At 70.9% G+C, this 22,031-nt stretch carries 18 protein-coding genes; 13 read left to right on the forward strand and 5 right to left on the reverse strand.

Features of this window, described 5'->3' with window-relative positions:
- Positions 1–36: 36 nt before the first annotated feature.
- A complete protein-coding gene (locus IG78_RS0127285) occupies positions 37–693 on the reverse strand; it encodes a helix-turn-helix transcriptional regulator (RefSeq protein ID WP_051852982.1) in 657 nt (218 codons plus the stop codon).
- A 241-nt stretch (positions 694–934) separates the two neighbouring features.
- Here IG78_RS0127285 and IG78_RS0127290 point away from each other — a divergent pair, with 241 nt between their 5' ends.
- Positions 935–3,628, forward strand: coding sequence for an AAA family ATPase (locus IG78_RS0127290; RefSeq protein ID WP_030567793.1), 2,694 nt, complete (start codon positions 935–937; stop codon positions 3,626–3,628).
- 114 nt (positions 3,629–3,742) lie between these two features.
- On the opposite strand, the gene IG78_RS0127295 is transcribed toward IG78_RS0127290, so the two are convergent.
- Positions 3,743–4,486 carry a TetR/AcrR family transcriptional regulator gene (locus IG78_RS0127295; protein WP_030567795.1) on the reverse strand — a complete coding sequence of 248 codons (744 nt, stop codon included), beginning with the start codon at positions 4,484–4,486 and terminating at the stop codon, positions 3,743–3,745.
- Positions 4,487–4,572: 86 nt separating this feature from the next.
- On the opposite strand from IG78_RS0127295, the gene IG78_RS0127300 reads away from it, so the two are divergent.
- The 4 genes from IG78_RS0127300 to IG78_RS0127315 all read left to right on the forward strand — a co-directional run bounded on the left by IG78_RS0127300 (position 4,573) and on the right by IG78_RS0127315 (position 7,619).
- Positions 4,573–5,514 carry a daunorubicin resistance protein DrrA family ABC transporter ATP-binding protein gene (locus tag IG78_RS0127300; RefSeq protein ID WP_030567797.1) on the forward strand — a complete coding sequence of 314 codons (942 nt, stop codon included), beginning with the start codon at positions 4,573–4,575 and terminating at the stop codon, positions 5,512–5,514.
- Complete coding sequence (locus IG78_RS0127305) at positions 5,511–6,332, forward strand: ABC transporter permease (RefSeq protein WP_030567799.1); 822 nt, start codon at positions 5,511–5,513, stop codon at positions 6,330–6,332. Before IG78_RS0127300 ends, IG78_RS0127305 begins: the two co-directional genes overlap by 4 nt.
- Before the next feature lie 104 nt (positions 6,333–6,436).
- Positions 6,437–7,069, forward strand: coding sequence for an NAD(P)H-dependent oxidoreductase (locus IG78_RS0127310; RefSeq protein ID WP_030567801.1), 633 nt, complete (start codon positions 6,437–6,439; stop codon positions 7,067–7,069).
- A gap of 148 nt (positions 7,070–7,217) precedes the next feature.
- Positions 7,218–7,619 (forward strand): ester cyclase, encoded by a 402-nt coding sequence (locus tag IG78_RS0127315; RefSeq protein ID WP_051852983.1) that lies wholly within the window; start codon positions 7,218–7,220, stop codon positions 7,617–7,619.
- A gap of 9 nt (positions 7,620–7,628) precedes the next feature.
- On the opposite strand, the gene IG78_RS0127320 is transcribed toward IG78_RS0127315, so the two are convergent.
- Positions 7,629–8,633: a YdcF family protein gene (locus IG78_RS0127320; protein ID WP_030567805.1), complete on the reverse strand. Its 1,005-nt coding sequence runs from the start codon at positions 8,631–8,633 to the stop codon at positions 7,629–7,631.
- A 95-nt stretch (positions 8,634–8,728) separates the two neighbouring features.
- On the reverse strand, positions 8,729–10,093 hold the full coding sequence (locus tag IG78_RS0127325; protein WP_030567807.1) for an FAD-dependent oxidoreductase: 1,365 nt from the start codon (positions 10,091–10,093) through the stop codon (positions 8,729–8,731).
- A gap of 221 nt (positions 10,094–10,314) precedes the next feature.
- On the opposite strand from IG78_RS0127325, the gene IG78_RS0127330 reads away from it, so the two are divergent.
- The 5 genes from IG78_RS0127330 (at position 10,315) to IG78_RS0127350 (ending at position 15,859) form a co-directional block, all read left to right on the forward strand.
- On the forward strand, positions 10,315–10,908 hold the full coding sequence (locus tag IG78_RS0127330; RefSeq protein ID WP_030567809.1) for a TetR/AcrR family transcriptional regulator: 594 nt from the start codon (positions 10,315–10,317) through the stop codon (positions 10,906–10,908).
- A complete protein-coding gene (locus IG78_RS0127335) occupies positions 10,905–11,867 on the forward strand; it encodes an alpha/beta fold hydrolase (RefSeq protein WP_051852984.1) in 963 nt (320 codons plus the stop codon). The genes IG78_RS0127330 and IG78_RS0127335 overlap by 4 nt, the downstream gene beginning before the upstream one ends.
- 80 nt (positions 11,868–11,947) lie before the next feature.
- Positions 11,948–12,808: an ABC transporter ATP-binding protein gene (locus IG78_RS0127340; RefSeq protein ID WP_030567813.1), complete on the forward strand. Its 861-nt coding sequence runs from the start codon at positions 11,948–11,950 to the stop codon at positions 12,806–12,808.
- Complete coding sequence (locus IG78_RS0127345; RefSeq protein WP_030567815.1) at positions 12,805–13,788, forward strand: iron-siderophore ABC transporter substrate-binding protein; 984 nt, start codon at positions 12,805–12,807, stop codon at positions 13,786–13,788. The genes IG78_RS0127340 and IG78_RS0127345 overlap by 4 nt, the downstream gene beginning before the upstream one ends.
- A gap of 4 nt (positions 13,789–13,792) precedes the next feature.
- Positions 13,793–15,859, forward strand: coding sequence for an iron ABC transporter permease (locus IG78_RS0127350; RefSeq protein WP_030567817.1), 2,067 nt, complete (start codon positions 13,793–13,795; stop codon positions 15,857–15,859).
- A gap of 136 nt (positions 15,860–15,995) precedes the next feature.
- On the opposite strand, the gene IG78_RS0127355 is transcribed toward IG78_RS0127350, so the two are convergent.
- Positions 15,996–16,616 carry a helix-turn-helix domain-containing protein gene (locus tag IG78_RS0127355; protein ID WP_051852985.1) on the reverse strand — a complete coding sequence of 207 codons (621 nt, stop codon included), beginning with the start codon at positions 16,614–16,616 and terminating at the stop codon, positions 15,996–15,998.
- A 105-nt stretch (positions 16,617–16,721) separates the two neighbouring features.
- Here IG78_RS0127355 and def point away from each other — a divergent pair, with 105 nt between their 5' ends.
- From def to IG78_RS0127370, 3 genes are all read left to right on the forward strand, one after another.
- Complete coding sequence (gene def / locus IG78_RS0127360) at positions 16,722–17,381, forward strand: peptide deformylase (RefSeq protein ID WP_030567820.1); 660 nt, start codon at positions 16,722–16,724, stop codon at positions 17,379–17,381.
- A 526-nt stretch (positions 17,382–17,907) separates the two neighbouring features.
- Positions 17,908–19,095 carry an NAD(P)/FAD-dependent oxidoreductase gene (locus tag IG78_RS0127365; protein WP_030567822.1) on the forward strand — a complete coding sequence of 396 codons (1,188 nt, stop codon included), beginning with the start codon at positions 17,908–17,910 and terminating at the stop codon, positions 19,093–19,095.
- A gap of 110 nt (positions 19,096–19,205) precedes the next feature.
- Positions 19,206–22,031, forward strand: a 2,826-nt coding sequence (locus tag IG78_RS0127370; RefSeq protein WP_157855882.1) for a non-ribosomal peptide synthetase, incomplete at its 3' end; no start/stop codon positions are given.

Genomic DNA, 22,031 nt, shown 5'->3' on the forward strand with positions numbered 1-22,031 from the left:
CGTGCCCCAAGGGGCGGCCGCCGCGGGATCGGCGGCTCAGATGTAGCCCTCGCGGAGGGCGTAGGCCACCGCGTGCGAGCGGTTGCGCAGGTGCAGGCGGGTGGTGAGCCCGTGCATCACGTTCTTGACGGTGCGTTCGGAGTAGGACAGCTTGGTGGCGATCTCCGTGGTGTCCAGGCCCTCGGCGACCAGGCGCACGACGTCCACCTCGCGGGATGTGAGGCCCCGGAAGGACGCCGGCTGGTCGGTGCCGGTCCTGTGCAGGCGCCCGACTTGGCTGATGAGCCTGCCGAGCAGGTCCGCGGGCAGGTCGCCGCCGCCCTTGGCCGTGGTCAGGACGGCCTGCACCAGGCGGTGCGCGGTGGCCTCGCGACGCCACACGATGGCGCCGACACCGCACTCGATGACGTCGAGGAGCTCGTTCTCGCGGACCGTGCCCACGACGAGCACGGCGCGGGAGCCCTCGCTGCGCACGGTGCGCCGCAGCCGGGCGAGCGCGGCCTCGTCGAGCACGTCCTCGATCAGCATGGCCACGGTGGCGGGACCGGAGTCCTCGCACAGTTCGACCTCGGGGTGCCGGCGCAACTGGCTGCGGACACCCTCGCGGCTGATCGGGTCGGAGGCTTGTACGGCGACCCGCACCCGGCTTGCCGGGGGCGCGGAGACCGCGGAGGGCGGAAGTGAGCTGGACAAGCGATTTCCCTCTGGTTCAGGGGCGGGCCGACAGAATCGAACATGCTCCGGTGCCCGGTGGCTCCGCATCGGTAGAAATTACGTAGGTGTCCATACCTCCGGTGTTTTCGGGCGGCAGAGCGCCGACCCGACGCCGCCCTGCCCTCTGGGCCGTACCGGGAAGCCGGTTTGACAAGACTTGTACCAACTCACACGATGAACGCCGTTAGAAGGTCTAACAAAATGACCGGAGGCCGGATCGATGCAGTTCGTGGCCCGCGACGGTGAGCGGCGTGAGATCGACCGGCTGATGGCGTCGGCCGCCGCCGGGCGCGGCGGGGCCCTCGTGGTGGCGGGTGAGGCGGGCATCGGCAAGTCGGCGCTCCTCGACACGGCGGTGGGGACCCTCGACGGGTGGGAGGTGCTGCGCGCCGCGGGCACCGAGTTCGAACAGGACCTCCTCTACGCGGTCCTGCACCAGCTCTGCGCCCCCCTCCTCGTTCACCGTCGCGCGCTGCCCGCGGTGCAACGGGCGGCCCTTGAGGCGGTGTTCGGCCTCGGCGAGCAGACGTCGCCCGATCCGCTGACGGTCAGCCTCGCCGCCCTCGGGCTGCTGGCCGAGGCGGCACGGAAACACCCGGTGTGCTGCGTGGTGGACGACGCCCAGTGGATCGACGAGGCCTCCCGGCAGATCCTGGTGTTCGTGGCGCGCCGGGTGGGCGCCGAGCGCGTCGCGGTGGTGTTCGCCGCCCGCGACGCCGCCGCGGTGCCCGGCCTCGCCGACCTGCCGCGGATGCCCCTCGGCGGCCTCCACGACGAGGCCGCCCGCAGCGTGCTCGGAGCGGTGACGCACACCGGCCTGGACGCGGAGGTGTTCGACCGGATCCTGGCCGAGGCGTGCGGCAACCCGCTGGCGCTCCTCGAGTTCGCGCATGACGCGGGCCCGTTCGGGGTGCCGAAGCTGCGGCGGCCGCGGGCCAGCCTGGTGCACGCCCTCGAGGAGAAGTTCGTGCACAGATGGGCGGGGTTACCGGCCGGCATCCGGCCCCTGGTGGTGCTCGCCGCCGCCGAACCGGTCGGTGACCTCGCCCTGCTGCGGCACGCGGCGGCCCTCATCGCCCTGGACCCCGAGGACTTCGCCGTCGCGGAGGACGCCGGGCTCCTCACCCTCGGGCCGCGGCTGCGCTTCCGGCACCCCCTGGCGCGCTCCGCGGTGTACGCGTCGGCCACCCCGGGCACACGCCGGCGTGTGCACGCCGCCCTCGCCGAGGCCACCGACCCGGAGACGGACCTCGACCGTCGGGCCTGGCACCGCGCCCACGCGGTCGTCGACGCCGACGAGGACGTCGCGGCGGAACTTGAGCGCTCCGCCGACCGGGCGCGCCTGCGCGGCGGCTTCGCCGCGGCCGCGGCCTTCATGGAGCGGGCGGGGCAACTGACGCCCGCCACCGACCGCCAGGGCGAACGGCTGCTCGCCGCGGCCAGGCTGCGGCTCCAGGCCGGTGCGCCGTGCGAGGCCCGCGCGCTCGTCGCCCGGACCGAGCGCGGCCTCAAGGACACCGACCGGGCGGAGGCGCGGCTGCTGCGCGCCCGCGTCGACTTCCAGCTCGCCCACAGCCCCCAGGCGACCTCCACGCTCATCGACATCGCCTCGGAACTGCCCCCGGACCAGGCACGGGAGACCTACCTGGAGGCATTCGCGTCCATCATGTACAACGACAACCACCCCGGCCTGCTCAAGGAGCTCGGCGCCCACATCCGCGAGCGGGCGCCGCAGCGTAAGCCCGCCCGGCCGGTCGACCTGCTCCTGCACGCCCTCCTCGACCAGATCATGCTGCCGGTCGAGCAGGCGGTGCCCACCATGCGCGACGCGGTGACGGCCTGCCGGGCGGCCACCACCTCGACCTCCACGGGTCCCTGGCGGATGAACCTGGTCTGCCAGCTCGTCATCGACCTGCGCGACGACGAGATGCTCGAGGAGATGTCGGACCGCCAGGTGGAGGTGGCTCGCCGCCAGGGCGCCCTGGCCACCCTGCCGCAGGCACTGCGCTATCAGGCGATCACCAGGGTCGCCGTCGGGCGCTTCGACGACGCGGCCGCCAGCCTCGCCGAGGCCCGCGCGGTCGACGAGGCGGCGGGCACGGCCCCGCTCCTCGGCGCCGAACTCGTCCTGGCCGGCTTCTGCGGCGACATCGACCGCTACCGCGAGCTGCAGCGGCAACTGGGCCACGGCGGGCGGCCGTTCGAAACTGTCGGTGAGCACTACGCCAGGGCGGTGCTGCACAATGGCCTCGGCAACTACGAGGCGGCACTGGACGCCGCCCTCGGCGCCCAGCGCCGTCAGCAAGCCGGCTCGTACTCGATCTGGGCCGTCTACACCGAACTGGTCGAGGCCGCCGTACGCGCGGGACGCGGCGAGGAGGCCACCGAGGCCCTGCACCACCTGGAGGCCTTGGCCCGCGCGAACCCCGTCCCGTGGGCCGTCGCCGACTGGCTGCAGGCGCGGGCCCTGCTCGGGCGCGAAGAGGACTGCGAAGCGCTGTACCGGGAGGCCATCGACCGCTTCGCCCGCACCCGGGTCCGGGTCCTGCACGCCCGCGCCCGGCTGACGTACGGCGAATGGCTGCGCCGCGAACACCGCCGCGCCGAGGCCCGGGTGGAACTGCGCGCCGCCCACACCATGCTGTCCGCCATGGGGGCCCGCGGCTTCGCCGAACGCGCGGCCCGGGAGTTGCGGGCCACCGGTGAACAGCCACGCCGGGACGGCGAGGACCCGCTCGGCCGGCTCACCGCGCAGGAACGCCTCATCGCCGGGAAGGTCGCCGCGGGAGCGACGTCCAAGGAAGTGGCCGCGATGCTGTTCCTCAGCCCCCGCACGATCGACGCGCACCTGCGCAACGTGTACCGCAAGCTGGGCATCTCCTCGCGCCGCCAGCTCCGCGAGACGCCCCTGTGACAGGCCCTGGCTCGGACAGATGCCGCCGCCACTGCTGAACCCGCTCGGCTTCAAGTGCGACCACACCTCCTACCGGCCGGTGATGCCTGGCCGAACCGGCCTGGGCGAGGAAGCTCAGTGCGCCGACATCGGAGACTCGGCCGTTGCCGGGAGGGCCGCGGCGATGCAGTCGAGGACGCGCTTGAGCCCGAGCCGGAACTGGTCTTCGCGGCTCAGGTGCGGCTGGCGTGCCTCCGTCACGATCTTGGTGAAGATCGGGTACTCCCCGCTCTTCACCAACCGGTCGATGTACGGGTAGCTCCGCGCCATCCACTCCGACTCGCTGAGCCCGCTGCGGTGGATCTCCCTGGCCGTGCTGATCTCCTCGCGGACGGTGCTTTCGACGTGGCTGTTCAGCAGGGCCACGAGGCCGAGGTTCTCGTCGATGGGGACGAGGGCGTCGAGCACCCCCATCAGCCGTTCGACCAGGAGCAGTTGGTTGGGGCCGAAGCTGGGGAGTGAGCGCTGCACGGTGGCGATCCACGGGTGCCTCAGCCACATGGCCCGCAGCCCGCCGGCGTAGCGGGTCAGGTCGGTGCGCCAGTCGCCCGAGGGCATGGCCGTGACGTCGATCTCGCCCAGCACCTGGTCGGCCATGAGTTCGACCAGGTCCTCGCGGCTCGGGACGTACCGGTAGAGGGACATCACGCCGGCACCGATCTCAGCGGCGATCCGCCGCATGGTGGCGGCCTCCAGCCCCTCGGCGTCGGCGATCCGGACGGCCGCCGCGGTGATCTTCGCGCGGCTGTGCACCGGCTTCGGCCCGTATGCGGAGCGCTCGGGCCGCATCCAGATGCTCACGTACTCGGCTTCGGTCACCGTTCCACCTCCATGGTTGCGTACATAGTACCCAGTCGCTTAGCGTGTGCCCCGAGACCGCGTACAAGGTACCCAGTGGAGGGGTCATGCCTGATCCGATCGTGGTCGCCGAAGGGCTGCACAAGGCCTTCGGTGACACCCACGCCCTGCGGGGTCTGGACCTGAGCGTCCCGAGAGGAACGGTCTGCGGCGTGCTGGGGCCGAACGGCGCGGGCAAGACGACCGCGGTGCGCATCCTGGCGACCTTGTCCGATCCCGATGCCGGGCGCGCCCGCATCGCCGGACACGACGTCGTCCGCGAGGCCGGCAAGGTGCGCGCCAGGATCGCCCTCGCGGGCCAGCACGCCGCCGTGGACGAGAAGCTCACCGGCCGTGGCAACCTGCGCATGTTCGCGCGCCTGTCCCATCTGTCCCGGCGCGACGCGCGCCGACGGGCCGACGAGCTGCTCGAACGCTTCGATCTGATGGACGCCGCCGACCGGAAGGTCGCCGGCTACTCCGGCGGCATGCGCCGCCGCCTCGACCTGATCACCAGCCTCATCCTGCGCCCCGAGGTGCTCTTCCTGGACGAGCCGACCACCGGTCTCGACCCGCGCAGCCGCGGCGAGATCTGGGGCAGCGTCCGCGAGCTGGTGGCGGACGGCACCACGGTGCTGCTCACCACGCAGTACCTGGACGAGGCCGACCAACTGGCCGACGACATCGCCGTCGTCGACCACGGACAGGTGATCGCCACGGGCACCCCCGACGAGCTGAAGGCCACGCTCGGCGACCGCCTCGACGTCGAACTCGAAGACCCCGCCACCCTGGACACGGCGGCGACCGTGCTGAAAACCCTGGCAGGAACCGACCCCACGGTGACCGCCGACCGGCTCAGCGTCGCCCTGCCGGGCGGCGGCTTCCGGCTCTTCGACGTCATGCGCGAGCTCGACCGCGCCGGGGTCGCCGCGGCTGACGTGCGGCTGCGCCGTCCCACCCTCGACGAGGTGTTCCTGCGCCTCACCGACCGGAAGGAACTGGTCCGATGACCGGCCTCGCCCCGCCGCTGGGGCACCGCCTGCGGTGGACGTTCACCGACGGGCTGACCCTGGTCGGCCGCGAGCTGGGAAAGCTGCGGCACGCGCCCGGCGAAATCGTCGCGGCGCTGATCTTCCCGGCCGTCATGGTCGTGCTGTTCGGATATGTCTTCGGCAGCGCGATCCAGGTGCCGGACGGCGGCGACTACCGCCAGTACCTCATGCCCGGCCTGTTCGCGATGGTGACCTTCTCCGCATGGCTGGGGGTCATGACGCGAACGGCCGCCGACGCCTGCCGCGGCGTGATGGACCGGTTCCGCTCCATGCCGATGGCACGTCTGGCGGTGCCGTTCGGGCAGACCGGCGCCGACCTGCTGACCGGTCTGCTGATGCTCGCCATGATGGTGGGCACGGGTCTGCTGGTGGGCTGGCAGCCGCACCGCGGCCTGATTCCCACCGTCCAGGCGTTCCTGCTGATGATCGTGCTGCGGTACGCGCTGAGCTGGGTGGGCGTCTATGTCGGTCTCGCGGTGAAGAACGACCAGGTCGCCGACGCGATGGTGCCGCTGGGCCTGCCGTTCACGATGCTGTCGAACGCGTTCGTCCCGACCGACGGGATGCCGGCCTTGCTGCGCTTCCTGGCCGACTGGAACCCGGTGAGCGCGCTCACCGCCGCCTCACGGGACCTGTTCGGCAACCCGGGCGCCCCGTCCGGAGACGCGGCCTGGCCACTCGAACATCCGGTGACCACCGTCCTGCTCTGGTCGGCCGCCCTGCTGGTGACCTTCGTCCCGCTGTCGCTCCGCGCCTACACGCGCAAAGGACGCTGAACGCTCCAGGTATCTGCCCCACGGGCCGCGCGCCGCTCACCGCCGCAGCGGCGCGCGACGACACGGACACGAACACCACAACACCACAACACCGAGGAGACGCCATGAGCCTGTTCCGACTCGACGCCAGCATCCTTCCCGGCACCTCCGTCAGCGCGGAACTCGCCGACCTCGTGCAGTCGGAGTGGGCCGCGGTCCACCCGGACACGCCGGTGGTACGCCGCCACCTGGGCACCGACCCGCTGCCCGCCGACGCCTGGGCACACGCCCACACCGGCAACCTGACGCCCGAACCGGACCGCACTCCCGCCCAGCGCGACGCGCTCGCCCTCGCCGGGTCGCTCGCCGCGGAACTCGCGGCCGCCGAGGCGGTGCTGCTGGCCGTGCCGCTGTACAACTTCGGTGTGTCCCAGCACTTCAAGGCCTGGGTCGACCTGGTCATCGCCGGGGCGCCCCTGGGCAGCCCGGTGCTCAAGGACAAGCCGACCGTCCTGGCCACCGTGCGAGGCGGCGGCTACGCCCCCGGCACTCCGCGCGAGGGCTGGGACCACTCCACCCCGTATCTCAAGCGCATCCTCGCCGATGTGTGGCAGGCCGACCTCGTCGTCATCGAATGCGAGCTCACCCTCGCCGCCACCTCCCCCGGCATGGAACACCTTCAGGACCTCGCCGCCGACCTGCGTGCCGAAGCCCTGGCCGCCGCCCGCGACGCCGGCCGTGCAACCGCGGCCAAGTGACGCTGCCCGCTCCACTGGCGGCCATGTCCGGGATGGAGCGCAAGGTACATCCGCCCACTGCGCCGGTGCGGGATTGCGTAGTCCCGCGGGCTACGTAGTTCTCGCCGACGCGCCGGCCCGGCCCGTACGGCACCGTCGGTGCCTACCGGTGCCACGGACGCCGAGCCGGGGGCGCGCCGAGACAACCGCCCTCCCGGCCCGCGGCACCGGCCAGCCACGCCCGGACACCGGTACCGGCCGTCACCCCAGAAGGACCAGCGGTATCCACGGCGCCGAGGGCCTGATCGAATGGATCGGACAGATCAGGTCGGCGATCCCCGACCTGCGCTTCACTGTCGAGGTCGGCCCGGTGGTCAACGGCCGCTACGCCTCGGCCCGCTGGACCGCCACGGGTACGTACGCAGGCGGGTTCCCCGGCGCGAAGGCCCTACCGGGCACGGTGGTCACCTGGACCGGCACGGACACCCTGCGCATGGAACACGGCCGGTTCGTCGAGTACTGGGTCAACGCCGACACACTGTCCCTGCTCACGCAGCTCCAGGCGCTCTGAACGGCGTCCTCAACGCGCTGCCCAGACGAGCACACCGCAGGCGAGCAACAGCAGACAGATGGCGATGTTGGTCCGCCGGTAGGTGTCGAGGATGGCCGCGAACTCACGGATCATCGCGTTGGGCCAGAAGTAGGCCGCCGTGGGGGAGCCCACCACCTGGCCCCTGACTCCGACCCGCCGGGCGGTCAACGCGGCGCGGAAGGCGTGGTAGTTGTTCGTGACGACGACACACCGGTAGCCGGGGCCGGTCTTCTCCATGATCGCCTTGCTGAACCGCAGGTTCTCCTCCGTCGTCGTCGACCGGTCCTCCCGCTCGATCAGGTCGGCGGGGAATCCCCGAGCGGTCAAGTAGTCGGCCATGGCGTGCGATTCGGGCAGCTTCTCGTCGGGCCCCTGGCCGCCCGAGGCGATGAGTACGGGGGAGGCGCCGCGCCGGACCATCCGCTCGTGCACCTCTTTCGCGCGGTCCAGGCGGCTCGCGAGCAGCGGCGGCACGGTGGTTCCGCCGATCAGGCCCGAGCCGAGGACGATCACGTAGTCGGCCTTGCGGCGGACCTGCAACCGCCCGTAGAGGAACGAGTAGCCAAGGATGCTGAGGAACAGGAACGAGAGATAGCAGGTCACGCCGAGAGCCGCCGCGCCGAGGCCGAGCAGCACCGGGGAGCGCACCACCGCGGCGGCGACCAGCAGGGCGACGACGGCGAGCAAGGACGCCCCCGCGAGCAGCGAGAGCAGATTGGTGGGGCTCCTGCCCTCCTTGCGCATCATGCGCAGGCCGTTGGAGAAGAGGAACCAGATGAGCAGCAGCAAGCCGACGGCCGCGACCGCGAGCAACGCGAAGGCGATGAACGTCCCCACCGCCGAGTCGGAGCCGATCAGTTGTGAGAACCAGGCGACGAGAGCGCAGAGCGCGGCGAGCCCCAGGAGCACCGCGTTGCTGAACTTGCGGCGTTCACGCAGGACACGCCAGCAGAGTACGAGGAGGAGCAGCGCCGCAGGGGCGTAGACAAGCATTCGCACAGCTTAGAGTCTGTCCGAACGGGCGAGACCGGCCGCCCCGCATCGCGCGACGGCCGGTCGGTGTCGAGTGCGTGCGCCGGACCCGGTGGTCAGGCCCCGCTCTCCCTGAGCATGTCCGCACGCTCGACGAGCTTCACGCGTTCGCGGCCCTGCGGCTCCCCGAGCGCCTTCTCCGCGGCGTCGAGGCGGTACCAGCCCTCCCACGTGGTAAAGCGGACGTTCCGCTCGGAGAGGAAGGCGTCCACGGCCTCGGGCGCGGGCGAAGCGGGCGCCGGAAGGCGGTCGTTCGCGTGATCGTCCAGGAGGTTGGCGACCGTCTCGTTGGCGTCGCCCTTGGTGTGGCCGATGAGGCCCACGGGCCCGCGCCGGATCCAGCCCGTGACGTACGTCGACTGCAGGTGCGCCCCGGTCTCCTCGATGACCCGGCCACCCTTGTCGGGCACGGTGCCCGACTCGACGTCCCAGGGCAGCTTGGGCAGCTTGTCGGAGAGGTAGCCCACGGCGCGGTAGACGGCGGTGACGTCCCAGTCCTTGAAGGTGCCGGTGCCCTTGACGTTGCCGGTGCCGTCGAGAGCGGTGCGCTCGGTGCGCAGGCCGACGACCTTGCCGTCCTCGCCCAGGATCTCGGTCGGCGACTCGAAGAAGTGCAGGAACAGCTTGTGCGGGCGCTCGCCCACGTCGCGGATCGCCCAGTTCTCCAGCGTCTTGGCGACCATGTCGGCCTGCTTGTTGCTGCGGCGGGTCGCGATCGAGCCGTCGTCGTAGTCGATGTCCTCGGGGTCGACGATGACTTCGATGGTGGGGGAGTGGTCCAGTTCCCGCAGCTCCATCGGGCTGAACTTGGCCTGGGCGGGGCCGCGGCGGCCGAAGACGTGGATCTCCTTGGCCCGGTTCGCCTTCAGGCCGTCGTGGACGTTCGGCGGGATCTCTGTCGGCAGCAGTTCCTCGGCCGTCTTGGCGAGGATGCGCGCCACGTCGAGGGCGACGTTGCCGACGCCGAGGACGGCGACCTTCTCGGCTTCCAGCGGCCAGGTCCGCGGGACGTCCGGGTGGCCGTCGTACCAGGAGACGAAGTCGGCGGCGCCGTAGGAGCCGTCGAGCTGCACGCCCGGGATGTCCAGGGCGCGGTCGGCCGTGGCACCGGTGGAGAAGATCACCGCGTCGTAGAAGGCCCGCAGGTCGTCCAGGTTGATGTCGCGCGGGTAGTCGACGTTGCCGAAGAGGCGGATCTGCGGCTTGTCGAGGACCTGGTGCAGGGCCGTGATGATGCCCTTGATCCGCGGGTGGTCGGGCGCCACGCCGTAACGGATCAGGCCGAACGGGGCGGGCATCCGCTCGAAGAGGTCGATGGACACGCCGGGGTCGGCGGCGGCATCGGACTTCAGGAGCGCGTCGGCGGCGTAGATCCCAGCGGGTCCGGCTCCGACGATGGCTACCCGCAGGGGGCGGTGCATGCTCAGGTTCCCTTCGGCAGTGACGACTGACTCGAAGGGCAACCGTAAGCTAAGGGGAACCTAACCTGGTACGCGGGTCCCGCCTATGACCTCATAAGTCTAACTTATGGCTGATCAAAGTGAGGTCGCTGCCGTTCGCCGTTTGCCGTTTGCCGTTTGCCGTTTGTCGTTCCTAGGGTCCCTAGGTATAACCTAGGGGCCCTAGGAAGCAGGGAGGGCTCATGGTGCGTGCGGGACTGACCCGGGAGCGGGTGACGAGTGCGGCTGCCGAGCTGGCGGACGAGATCGGGCTCGACCGGGTGACCATGGCGCAAGTGGCGCGGCGGCTCGGCGTGAAGGACGCGAGCCTCTATTCGCACGTGCGCAGCCTGGAGGATCTGCGCGGGCGCATCGCCCTGCTCGCGGCGGACGAGAAGACCATCCGCATCGCGGAGGCCACCGCCGGTCTCTCGGGCAAGGACGCCCTGGTCGCGTTCGCCGGCGCCTGGCGGGAGTACGCCCACCGGCACCCCGGCCGCTACGCGGCGACGCAGACCCCGATCCCCATCGACCCCGAACTGGCCGCGAGCGCACCCGGACCGCGGCGCGCGGTCGAGCTGACCTACGGGATGCTGCGCGGCTACGGCCTCGCCGAGCCCGACCTGACCGACGCGGTCCGGTTGCTGCGCAGCACCTTCCACGGCTTCGTCGCCCTGGAGGCCGCGGGCGGATTCGCACACGCGCGCTCCCCGCAGGCCTCGTGGGTCCGCGCCCTGGACGCCCTGCACACCCTCCTGGAGAACTGGCCCCCGCTGAGAGACGGAGACTCCTCATGACCGGCCCGACGATCGACGGGGCACGCGCCTCGGGCAACGGCTGCCCGGCGACCGGCAGCCTGCCGGTGAACGGCGCGACCCTGCACTACGAAGTACGCGGCCAGGGCCCGCTCCTGCTGCTGATCCCCGGCGGATCGGGCGGAGCCGCCGCCTTCGACCAGGTCGCCGACGACCTCGCCGCCGCGTACACCGTCGCGACCTATGACCCGCGCGGCATGTCGCGGAGCACCCTCGACGACCCCGACGCCGAGCAGCGGGTGGCCGAGCACGCCGACGACGCGCTGCGCCTGCTCGACCTGCTCTCACCCGGCGAGCCCGCCCGGGTGTTCGGCACCAGCTCGGGCGCCGTCGCGGCCCTGCATCTGCTCACCGCCCGGCCCGACCGGATCCAACGCCTCGTGGTCCACGAGCCGCCGCTCGTCGAGGTACTGCCGGACGCACCCGAGCACCGCGCGCTCATCGCCCGCGTACAGGAGACCTTCCACGCCGAGGGCCTCATGCCCGCCATGGCCGTGTTCGCCGCAGGGCTGAAGAAGGACGGCGGTGGGGCCGCCGAACTGGGGGCGGAACCGACGGCCGAACCAAAGCCGAAGGCGGAAGCTGAGGCCGAGCCGAAGACGGAAGCTGAGGCCGAGCCGAAGCCGGAGGCGGAGGTGAAGCTCCCGTCCCAGGCCGCGGCACGCGCCGAGCAGACCATGGCCAACCTGCCGTACTTCGTCGGACGCATCGTGCCCGCCTTCATGTCCTACGCCCCGGACGTCACCCGCCTGGAGGCGCTCTCGGACCGGCTCGTGCTCGCCTGCGGAGAGGACTCACGCGGTGAGCTGCCCTACCGTCCCGCGGCCTTCCTGGCCGAGTTCCTCGGCGCCGAACTCGTGCACTTCCCCGGCGGCCACACCGGACTCACCACTCACCCCGCCGACTTCGGCCACCACCTGCTCAAGGCGCTGCAACGCTGATCCTGGCCGAAATTCGCCTTGTGGCCGCTGCGCAAGGGCGCCTGTTCCGCTGTTCGTAAGGTTAGGCTAACCTCTCCAGCGTGCATGTAGGCGAGAAGACCGCAGCGGCCGCGCCGCCCGAAGGTCATGAACTGTCGGCCACGGGTGTCACCGTGGCGTACGAAGGCGTCGATGTCGTACACGACGCCTCGATGACGCTGCGACCAGGCGAAGTGACCGTACTGGTGGGCCCGAACGGAAGCGGCAAGTCGACGCTCCTTCGCACGCTCGCACGGCTGCAGCAGCCCCGCACCGCCACCCTCGTCATCGACGGCGACACCGACGGCCTGGCCCTGAGCCCCCGTGAGTTCTCGCGGCGCGTCGCCCTGCTCACCCAAGGACGCCCCACGCCCAGCGGGCTGACCGTACGGGACGTGGTCGAATTCGGCCGTTATCCGTACCGGGGCCGTTGGGGCAAGTCCGACCCGGGCGGCCGTACGGCGGTGGACCGCGCGCTCACCATGACCGGCGTGGCCGAGCTCGCGGAACGCGGGGCCGAGCACCTGTCCGGCGGCCAGCTCCAGCGGGTATGGCTCGCCGGATGCCTCGCCCAGGAGACGGGTGTGCTCCTCCTCGACGAGCCCACGACCTACCTCGACCTCCGCTACCAGGTCGAACTCCTCGACCTCATGCGGGACCTGGCGGACGACCACGGCATCGCCGTCGGCGCCGTCCTGCACGACCTCGACCAGGCCGCGGCCATAGCCGACCGGATCTTCCTGCTCGACGCGGGGCGGGTCGTCGCGGACGGCACCCCCGAAGACGTACTGACACCGCAGCGGCTGACCGACACGTACGGCATTCGCATCGAGGTCGAGACCGACCCCCTCACCGGCCTGCTGCGCACCCGCGCCATCGGCCGCCACCACTCGCGAAGCGAAAGGCTCAGCACCACCCCATGAGACGCCTCCTGATCACCGCGGCGGCCGCCACCGCCGCGGCCCTCGCCCTGTCCGCCTGCGGCACCACCGAGCCCTCCGCCGACGACAAGAAGAAGAGCGCCGCCGACCGCATCACCCTCATCGACGCCACCGGTGCGAAGGTGAAGCTGGACGGGCCCGCCAAGAAGGTCGTCGGCACCGAGTGGAACGCCGTCGAGAACCTGATATCGCTTGGCGTCGACCCCACCGGCGTCGCCGACGTCAAGGGCTACAAGACGTGGGACACCGCAGCCCCGCTGAAGAACGACCCCAAGGACATCGGCACGCGCGGTGAGCCCAGCATGGACACCGTCGCGTCCCTGAAGCCCGACCTCGTCATCGCGACCACCGACCTGCCCGCGGCCGCCGTGAAGCAACTCCGCGAGGTCGCCCCCGTCCTGACGCTGCGCGCCGCCGACGCCGCGGACCCGATCGGGCAGATGACCGAGAACCTCGACCTCATCGCCAAGGCCACCGGCACCACGAAGCAGTCCGAGAAGCTCAAGAAGGGCTTCGAGGCCAAGCTCGCCGAGGGCAGGAAGGCGCTCGCCGGCGCCGGACACGAGGGCACGAAGTTCGCCTTCGCCGACGGCTACGTCACCAGCAACCAGACCTCGATCCGGCCCTACACCAGCGGCTCCCTCATCGGCGCCGTCAACGAGAAGCTGGGCCTGAAGAACAACTGGAAGGTCAAGGGCGACAAGAGCTACGGCCTCGGCGCCACCGACGTCGAAGGCCTCACCAAGCTCGACGACGACGTCCAGTTCGCCTACATCGGCAACGACGACGACAAGGGCAGCAACCCGTTCTCCGGCGTCCTGAAGAAGGACAAGGTCTGGACGTCGCTGCCGTTCGTCAAGAAGGGCAACGTCCACCGACTGCCCGACGGCGTCTGGATGTTCGGCGGCACCGAGTCGATGAACCAGTACGTCGACTCCGTCGTCAAGGCACTGAAGAAGTAACACCATGGCCGTCACCGCAACCACCCCCGCCACCCGTCCTTCGACAGCGGCGTCCCGTTCGGGCGCGGCCGCGGTGACGGCCGCACTGGTCCTGCTCGTCGCGGCCCTCGCGGTCGTGGACATCACCCAGGGCACGGCAGCCGTCGGCCCGCCCGAGGTGTGGAAGGCGTTCACCGGCCGGGCCGAGGCCGGTGACGCGTCCGTCGTCATCGCGTCGCGGCTGCCGCGGATGACCGCGGGCCTCCTCGTCGGCGTACTGCTCGGCATGGCGGGCGCCGCTCTGCAGGCCGTCAGCCGCAACGTCCTCGCCTCGCCCGACACCCTCGCCGTCAACGCGGGCTCCTACTTCGCCCTCGGCCTCGCCGCCGCCACCGGCCTCTCCCTGCCGCTGCTCGCCTCCTCCGGCATCGCCTTCCTCGGCGGTCTCGCGGCGGCAGCCGTCGTCCTCTCCCTCTCCGGTCTCGGCGCGGGCACCGTACGGCTCGTGCTCGCGGGCAGCGCCCTCACCTTCGGCCTCACCGCCGTCACCGAGGGCCTGCTCCTGCTGTACCCCGAGGAGACGGCGGGCCTCTACGAGTGGAACCAGGGCAGCATCGCGCAGAACGGCTTCGACGGTGTGCTGCAGATGGCGCCGATCGGCCTGGTGGGCCTCATCGGTCTGGTGCTGCTCGCGCGCAGGGTGGACGCACTGGCGCTCGGTGACGAGGCCGCGCGCGGCGTCGGCGTGCCCGTCCGCTCCACCCGCGTCACGGCCGTCGTCCTCGCAGCCCTGCTGTCCGCGGCCGCCGTCACCCTCGCGGGCCCTGTCGGCTTCGTCGGCCTGTGCGCCCCCGCACTCGTACGTCCCCTCGCCCGCAGATTCCACGCGTTGACCCGCTCACGGGCCAGGCTGCCGTTCGCCGGGCTCACCGGCGCGGCCCTGGTGCTCGGCTCCGACGTGCTGCTGCGTGCCATGGTGTCATCGGACCTGTCGGTCGCCGTGCCGACCGGCGTCGTCACCAGTCTGGTCGGCGCCGTCTTCCTGATCGTCATGGCCGCCCGGGCCCGGGACACGGCAGGCACCGTCCCAGTGGACCGACTGCGCATCCGCAGCAGAGCCGTCTTCGTCCTCACCACGGCCGTCCTCGCCTTCGCCCTCGTCGGCGTCACCGTCGCCGCCGTGCTCATCGGCGACAGCAAGCTGCTCCTCGGCGACGTGGTGAACTGGGCGCAGGGCCGCGCCGGCCAGACCGTCGCCTTCGTACTCGACACCCGGATGCCCCGCGTCCTGGCCGCCCTGCTCGCGGGCGCGGCGCTCGCCCTCTCCGGGACTCTCATCCAGGCCGTGACCCGTAACCCCCTGGCCGAACCGGGTGTCCTCGGCGTGTCCAACGGTGCCGCGGCGGGTGCCGTCCTGCTGGTGACGACGGTGCCCGTGGCCGGTTCGTGGAGCCTGGCAGGCGGGGCGTTCGCGGGTGCCGTGGTCAGCTCGGTCATCGTCTTCGGACTTGCCGCGCGGGGCGGGTTCCAGCAGAACCGGCTCGTCCTCGTCGGCTTCGGCGTCGCCACCGGGGCCACGGCCCTGATCAGCCTGCTCATCATCCTCACCGACCCCTTCAACGCGACGAAGGCCCTCACCTGGCTCTCCGGCTCCACGTACGGGCGGACCCTGCCCGACGTGGTGCCCCTCGCGATCGTCCTCGCCGTGGGCCTGGTCGTCGCGGTCGTGCGGCGCACCGAACTCGACCTCGTGTCGCTCGACGAGGACACCCCGCGGCTGCTCGGCCTCGATCTGAGCCGCGGGCGCCTCGGCTTCCTCGGCCTCGGTGTCGTGCTGAGCGCCACCGCCGTTGCCGCCGCGGGCACCATCGGCTTCGTCGGCCTGGTGGCACCGCACGCGGCCCGCGCCCTCGTGGGCCGCCGGCACGCCCGGGTGGTGCCGGTCGCCGTGCTCCTGGGAGCCATCCTCGTGTGCGTCGCCGACCTGGTGGGCCGGACCGTGATCGCACCGGCCCAGCTCGGCGCGGGTCTCATGACGGCCGTGATCGGTACGCCGTACTTCCTGTATCTGCTCGTACGCAGCCGCCGGTAGCGCCGCCGTAGCGGCTGCGGGCAGAAAGGCGAAGGGGTGTCGGCCGGTTCACGGCCCGCACCCCTTCGCTGATTCCCGCCCGGGTGTTGGCCGCTTCCTCTCAGCCGTCGGCTTCCTCTCAGCCCTCGGCTTCCTCTCAGCCCTCGGTCCCTCGACCGCTGTCGTCCCGCGGGTCGGTCGGCGGCTGCGCGGGGTTCTCCGGCAGGAGCGGGAACAGCCTGGCGATCGCGGCCACCGGCATGGCGCCCGCGGGCCGGGCGGCGGGGCGCTGGTCCCTGTCGCGGTACGGGGCGAGCAACTGGCGTACGGAGGCGGCGAGCTCGGTCATCTCCGCCGGGGTCAGGTGGACCACCGCGCTGAAGGACTCGTCGTGCCGCCACTCGGCCGGAGCCTGGTCCCGATGGCCCAGCCAGTGCTGATAGCTCTCGTCCTCCAGTCCGCGCGCCAGCGTGTCGAACTCCTCCGACGCCCCCTGCTGCGAGGAGTGGCCGGACTCCCAGCGCAGTCGCCACGGCCGGGCTCGGCCGCCCTGCCGCGGGACCTCTTCGATGAGGCCGTGCCGGGCGAGTTGGCGCAGGTGGAAGGAGCAGAGGCCGGAGCTGTGACCCAGACGCTCGGCGGCCTGCGTGGAGGTGACCGTGCCCACTTCGGCGAGCAGGTCGAGGAGGGCGACGCGCAGGGGGTGGTCCGGGAGTTGCTTGCGGGCGCGGCGCAACGGCGGGCCCGCGGACGCTGCTTGACGGTTCTCATCGCTCACTTTGCAAAGAGTGCTACTTTGGAAAGCATTCGGTCAAGCTGGGCGCAGCCGGTCGGGACCCCGTCCCTGGCCGGCTGACGCATGTGTGGAAGGCGTTGAAACTCCATGGCTGTTCGTTTCGATGACACCTCTGAGGACCGCCGCGTGCGCGTGCAGGGCGAACCCGTCGAGTCCTATCCGAGGTACGCGCCGGAGGTCGAACGGGGCGAGGTGCGCCGCATCACCGTCGTCGGCGAGGACATCCTCAACCGCCGGTGCCGGGAGGTCACCGAGTTCGGCACCCCCGAGCTCTCCAAGCTCATCGACGACATGTTCGCCACGAACCAGGTGGCGGACGGAGCCGGGCTCGCCGCCAACCAGGTCGACGTGGACCTCCAGTTGTTCATCTGGGACATCACGGACGAGTGGGGGGTGCGCCACGTCGGGCACATCGCCAACCCCGTGCTCGATGAGGTCGAGGCCTCGGAGCGCACGCTGATCGAGGAGACCGAGGGCTGCCTCTCGGTTCCTGGCCCCTACCGCATGGTGCCCCGCCTCGACCGTGCCGTCGTACGGGGACGCGACAAGGACGGCAACCCCCTGGTGATCGAAGGGCGGGGCTACTTCGCCCGCTGCCTGCAGCACGAGACGGACCACCTGCACGGCAGCCTCTACCTGGACCGCCTCGCCAAGCGGGAACGGAAGTCGGCGCTGCGCGAGATGGAAGAGGCCAAGGAGAAGATGTTCGCCCGCCGCGCGGCCAACGCCGCGAAGCTGGGCAAGTGACCTCGGCCCAGCCCGGCACCTGACCTCTGCCGGGCCGGGCACCTGATCTCTGCCTCTGGAGTGCGGACTCCCGTCCGGGATTCCGCACACCAGAGGCATCTTTATTTCCACATGGTCGGACGACCTGCGCATCCGTGTGAAAAGGGATGGGGTTGCGCAACACCCCTGATTTCCCAGGCCGTTGCTTCCCGTGTCGAGACCAAGAACTGTCAAAGAGCTATCCAGCGCCGGGTTATGAGTTCGCAAAGGTCGCTGGTCCGGACTTGGGTCATGGGCGGGTGCGGTACGGGTGTAGGTGGCATGAACTGGGCGTCACATATGCGCGTGTAGCCAGCATGAACAGCAGGTCGGACCCCTTTTGAAAGGGTTCCGAAACTCGCGTGATCATGAGTACACTCCGCCGCATGACAGTTCGATCAGACTCCGTCGTGGACGGTCCCGGCCCGTCCCGCCAAGCGTTCGCGTTACGGCACTTCAGGTCGAGGACCCGCGCGCCCTGTTCGGCCTCGGCGTCGGAGTTCCGGAAATGACCGCTTATGACGTTGTCGTGGTGGGCGCGCGATGTGCGGGCGCGTCGACCGCAATGCTGCTTGCCCGGCAAGGGCGCCGGGTCCTGCTGGTCGACAAGGCGGCGTTTCCCTCGGACACGATGTCCACGCTCTACATTCATCACCCGGGGGTGAAGAGGCTCGCCCAATGGGGCGTCCTCGACGACGTCGTGGCCTCCGGCTGCCCCCCTCTGGCCACCATCAGCCATGAGGTCGACGGCCTCCGTCTGGCCTCCTCGGTGCCGACGGCGGACGGAGTGAGCGCCGCGTACGCCCCCAGGCGCTATGTCCTCGACGATCTGCTGGTCCGGGCCGCCGTGGCGGCGGGTGCCACGTTCATGGACGGAGCGCGCGTCCAGGAGGTGGTCCGCGGCGACGGCCGGGTCACCGGAGTGCGCCTGCGCGTCGGCGAGTCGACGACGACGGTGTCGGCGGGCCTCGTCATCGGGGCCGACGGCATGCGGTCGAAGGTCGCGGAGCTGGTCGACGCGCCAGTGGTGCGGTCGGACCCGTTGGCGAGCTGCGTGTACTACACGTTCTGGCAGGGGCTGCACACCGGCTTCGGATTCCACGAGAAGGTGGGGCGCTGGATCGCCAGGATTCCCACGCACGACGGCCTCACGATCGTGGCCGCCTATCTGCCGCAGAACGAGTTCGCGGCCGCTCGCCGCGATCCCGAGGCGGCCTATCTGTCGGCTGTCGAATCCACCGCGCCGCACCTGTACGACCAACTGATGTCCGCCGAGCGCGCCGACCGATGGCGCGGTACCGGGGATCAGCGGAACTACTTCCGGAAGGCACACGGACCGGGCTGGGCTCTCGTCGGGGACGCCGCACACCATCTCGACAGCATCAGCGCACGCGGCATCACCAACGCGCTGATACAGGCGGAACTCATCACCGATTCCCTGTCCGGCGTGGACGTGGCCGACGCACTCGCGACCGACGAGGCACTCGCCCGGTTCGAAAAGTCCATGAACACCGCACTCAACGAGCCCTACCTGAGCACGCTCGAACTCGCGCAGCTCCGCCCGACGAAGGCAAGACTGCGCATGCTGCACGCCGTTGCCGAATCACCCGAACTCACCGCTCGATATTTTGCCCTGGTCTCCGGTGCCATCAGAATGCGTGAATTCATGACCGCTGACCTCGTCGACGTGCTGTAACCATTTATGTGCAGACTTGTTGATTAACAGAACGACTTGTTGCCGACTGGCGTGAATTCCCTGTAGCTCGCCGGCAGCTTTGTGCTGCCCGCTGGAAGTAAGGTTGAGCATTGATCCCGCTGTCTTTCGCCCAGCGCCGGTTGTGGTTCATTCACCACCTGGAAGGGTTGTCGGCGACGTACAACATTCCCCTGGTGCTCTGCTTGACCGGTCCGCTGGACGCGGGGGCGCTGGGAGCGGCGATCGCTGACGCGGTGGCCCGGCACGAGAGCCTGCGGACGGTGTTCCCCGCCGTGGACGGCGTGCCCCGGCAACGCGTCGTCGACGCGTCCGACGCGGATTTCGGGTGGCAGGTCGTCGACATCTCGGACCAGCCCGCGGACACCCAGGACGACGCCGTCGCGCAGGTGACGCGGTACGAGTTCGACCTTGCCGAAGAAATCCCCTTCCGCGCACGGCTCTTCGAGGTGGCGGCCGACGAGCACCTCCTGGCGGTCGTCGTGCACCACATCGCCGCGGACGGACTGTCGCTCGCGCCGCTCCTGCGGGACGTCGAACTTGCCTACCGCGCACGTGCCGACGGCGAGACCCCCGACTGGGCGCCGCTGCCCGTGAGCTACACCGAGCACACGCTCCGGCAGCGCGAGAAGCTCGGGGACGATACGGACCCCGACAGTGCGCTGAGCCGCCACCTGCGGTACTGGGAGAGGGCGCTCTCCGGTTTCGAGGGCCTTTTGGAGCTGCCGACCGACCGGCCCCACCCGCCGGTCGCCGACCACCGGGGCGACCGGATCGCGGTGGAATGGCCCGCCGCGTTGCAGGAACAGGTGCGGCAGGTGGCGAAGGAACACCGGTCCACCGGCTTCATGGTCGTCTCGACGGCACTCGCCCTGCTGCTGTCCAAGCTGAGCGGCAACCCCGATGTCGCCTTCGGCGTCCCGACGACGGGGCGACGCGACGCCGACACCGCCGAACTGGTGGGCTTCTTCGCCAACACCCTGGTGCTGCGCACGCAGATATCCGCGGACATGACCTGCGCGGACCTGCTGCGGCAGGTACGGAAGCAGACCCTGGACGCGTCCGCGCACCAGGACGCGCCCTTCGACGCCCTGGTCGACGTGGTCAACCCCGCTCGCTCACAGACGCATCACCCGCTCGTCCAGGTCATGCTCGGCTGGCAGAACACCATCACGCCCGCGCTCCGGCTGCCCGGCGTACGGGCCGACATCGTGCCCACGACGTCCCGCGCCGCCCGCATGGACCTGACGTTCGGCATCGGCGAGCGGTACACCGAATCCGGCGCGCCCGCGGGCATCGGCGGCGTGGTCGAGTACCGCACCGACGTGTACGACGCGGCGACGATCGAGTCCATGGTGGCCCGTCTGCGGCGCGTCCTCTCCGCGATGGTCGCCGACATGGACCAGCCGGTGCACGCGGTCGACGTGCTCGACGACGACGAGCGCACGCACCTCGACCGGCTCGGCCGCCGTGACGTGCTGTCGGCTGCGCGCACGGGCACCTCACCGGACAAGGCCGAGGGTGCGGCCCCGGACAAGGCCGCGGGCACGGCCCCGGTTACGTGCGGGGGCACGGCCGTACCCGAGCTGTTCGCGGCTCAGGTGCGGCAACGCCCGGACGACGTGGCCCTGGTGTTCGAGGGCCGGTCGTGGACGTACCGGGAAGTGGACGAGGCCTCGGCCAGGCTGGCGCGGCTCCTGTCCGACCGCGGCGTGCGCGCCGGTGACCCCGTCGCGCTGCTGCTCCCGCGCTCCGCCCGGACCGTGATCGCCGTCCTCGCCGTGCTGAAACTCGGCGCGATGTATGTGCCGATCGACGTCAAGCACCCCGACGAGCGGGTGGAGTTCATCCTCGGTGACGCGGCTCCGACCGCCGTCGTGACCACGTCCCAGTCGGCACACCGGGTCGAGGGAGCCGGTGCCACGGTCATCGATGTCGAGGACCCGACGCTCGCCGCCCTGCCGCCCGTGGCCCTGCCCGTCCCCGGCGCCGACCGGATCGCCTACATCATCTACACGTCCGGTACCACCGGTGTGCCCAAGGGCGTCGCGGTCAGCCAGGCCAATGTCACCCGGCTCTTCACCTCGACGGCTCCTGGATTCGTACCGGCACCGGGACAGGTGTGGTCGCTGTTCCACTCGTACGCGTTCGACGTGTCGGTGTGGGAGATGTGGGGTGCGCTGCTGCACGGCGGGCGCCTGGTCGTCGTCCCCGAGGACGTCGTCCAGTCCGCCACGGACTTCCACCAGTTGCTCGTCGACGAGCACGTCACCGTCCTGAGCCAGACGCCGTCGGCCTTCTACGCCCTGCAGGCGGCTGACCTGCGGCGGCAGGACGCGACCGGCCCGGACGGGTCGGACCGCGCCATCCACTCGTACCGCCTTGACAGCCTGGAAGCCGTGATCTTCGCGGGCGAGGCGCTCGAACCGTCCAAGCTGCGGCCGTGGCTCGACCGCCGCGAGACCTGGCCGCACATGATCAACATGTACGGCACGACGGAGACCACCGTCCACGCCTCCTTCCGGAGCATCGTCCCCGCGGACCTGGACAGCCATGTGAGCCCGGTGGGCGTGCCGCTCGCCGACCTGGCCTTCTTCGTCCTGGACGCGGGCCTGCGCCAGGTCCCGGTGGGTGTGGTCGGCGACCTGTATGTGGCCGGTCCCGGCGTCGGCCTGGGATACGTGCGGCGCGGCGGCCTGACGGCGTCGCGGTTCGTGGCGTGCCCGTACGGCCGCGAGGGCTCGCGGATGTACCGCACCGGTGACGTGGTCCGGTGGAACCGGCAGGGCGAGCTTGAGTACGTGGGGCGCTCGGACGATCAGGTGAAGATTCGTGGGTTCCGGGTGGAGTTGGGTGAGGTCGAGGCTGCTCTGGCGGGTGTGGCTGGGGTGGAGCGTGCTGCGGTGGTGGTGCGTTCT

Origin of the sequence: Streptomyces aureocirculatus, assembly GCF_000720475.1 — a bacterium.
GTDB lineage: Bacteria > Actinomycetota > Actinomycetes > Streptomycetales > Streptomycetaceae > Streptomyces > Streptomyces aureocirculatus.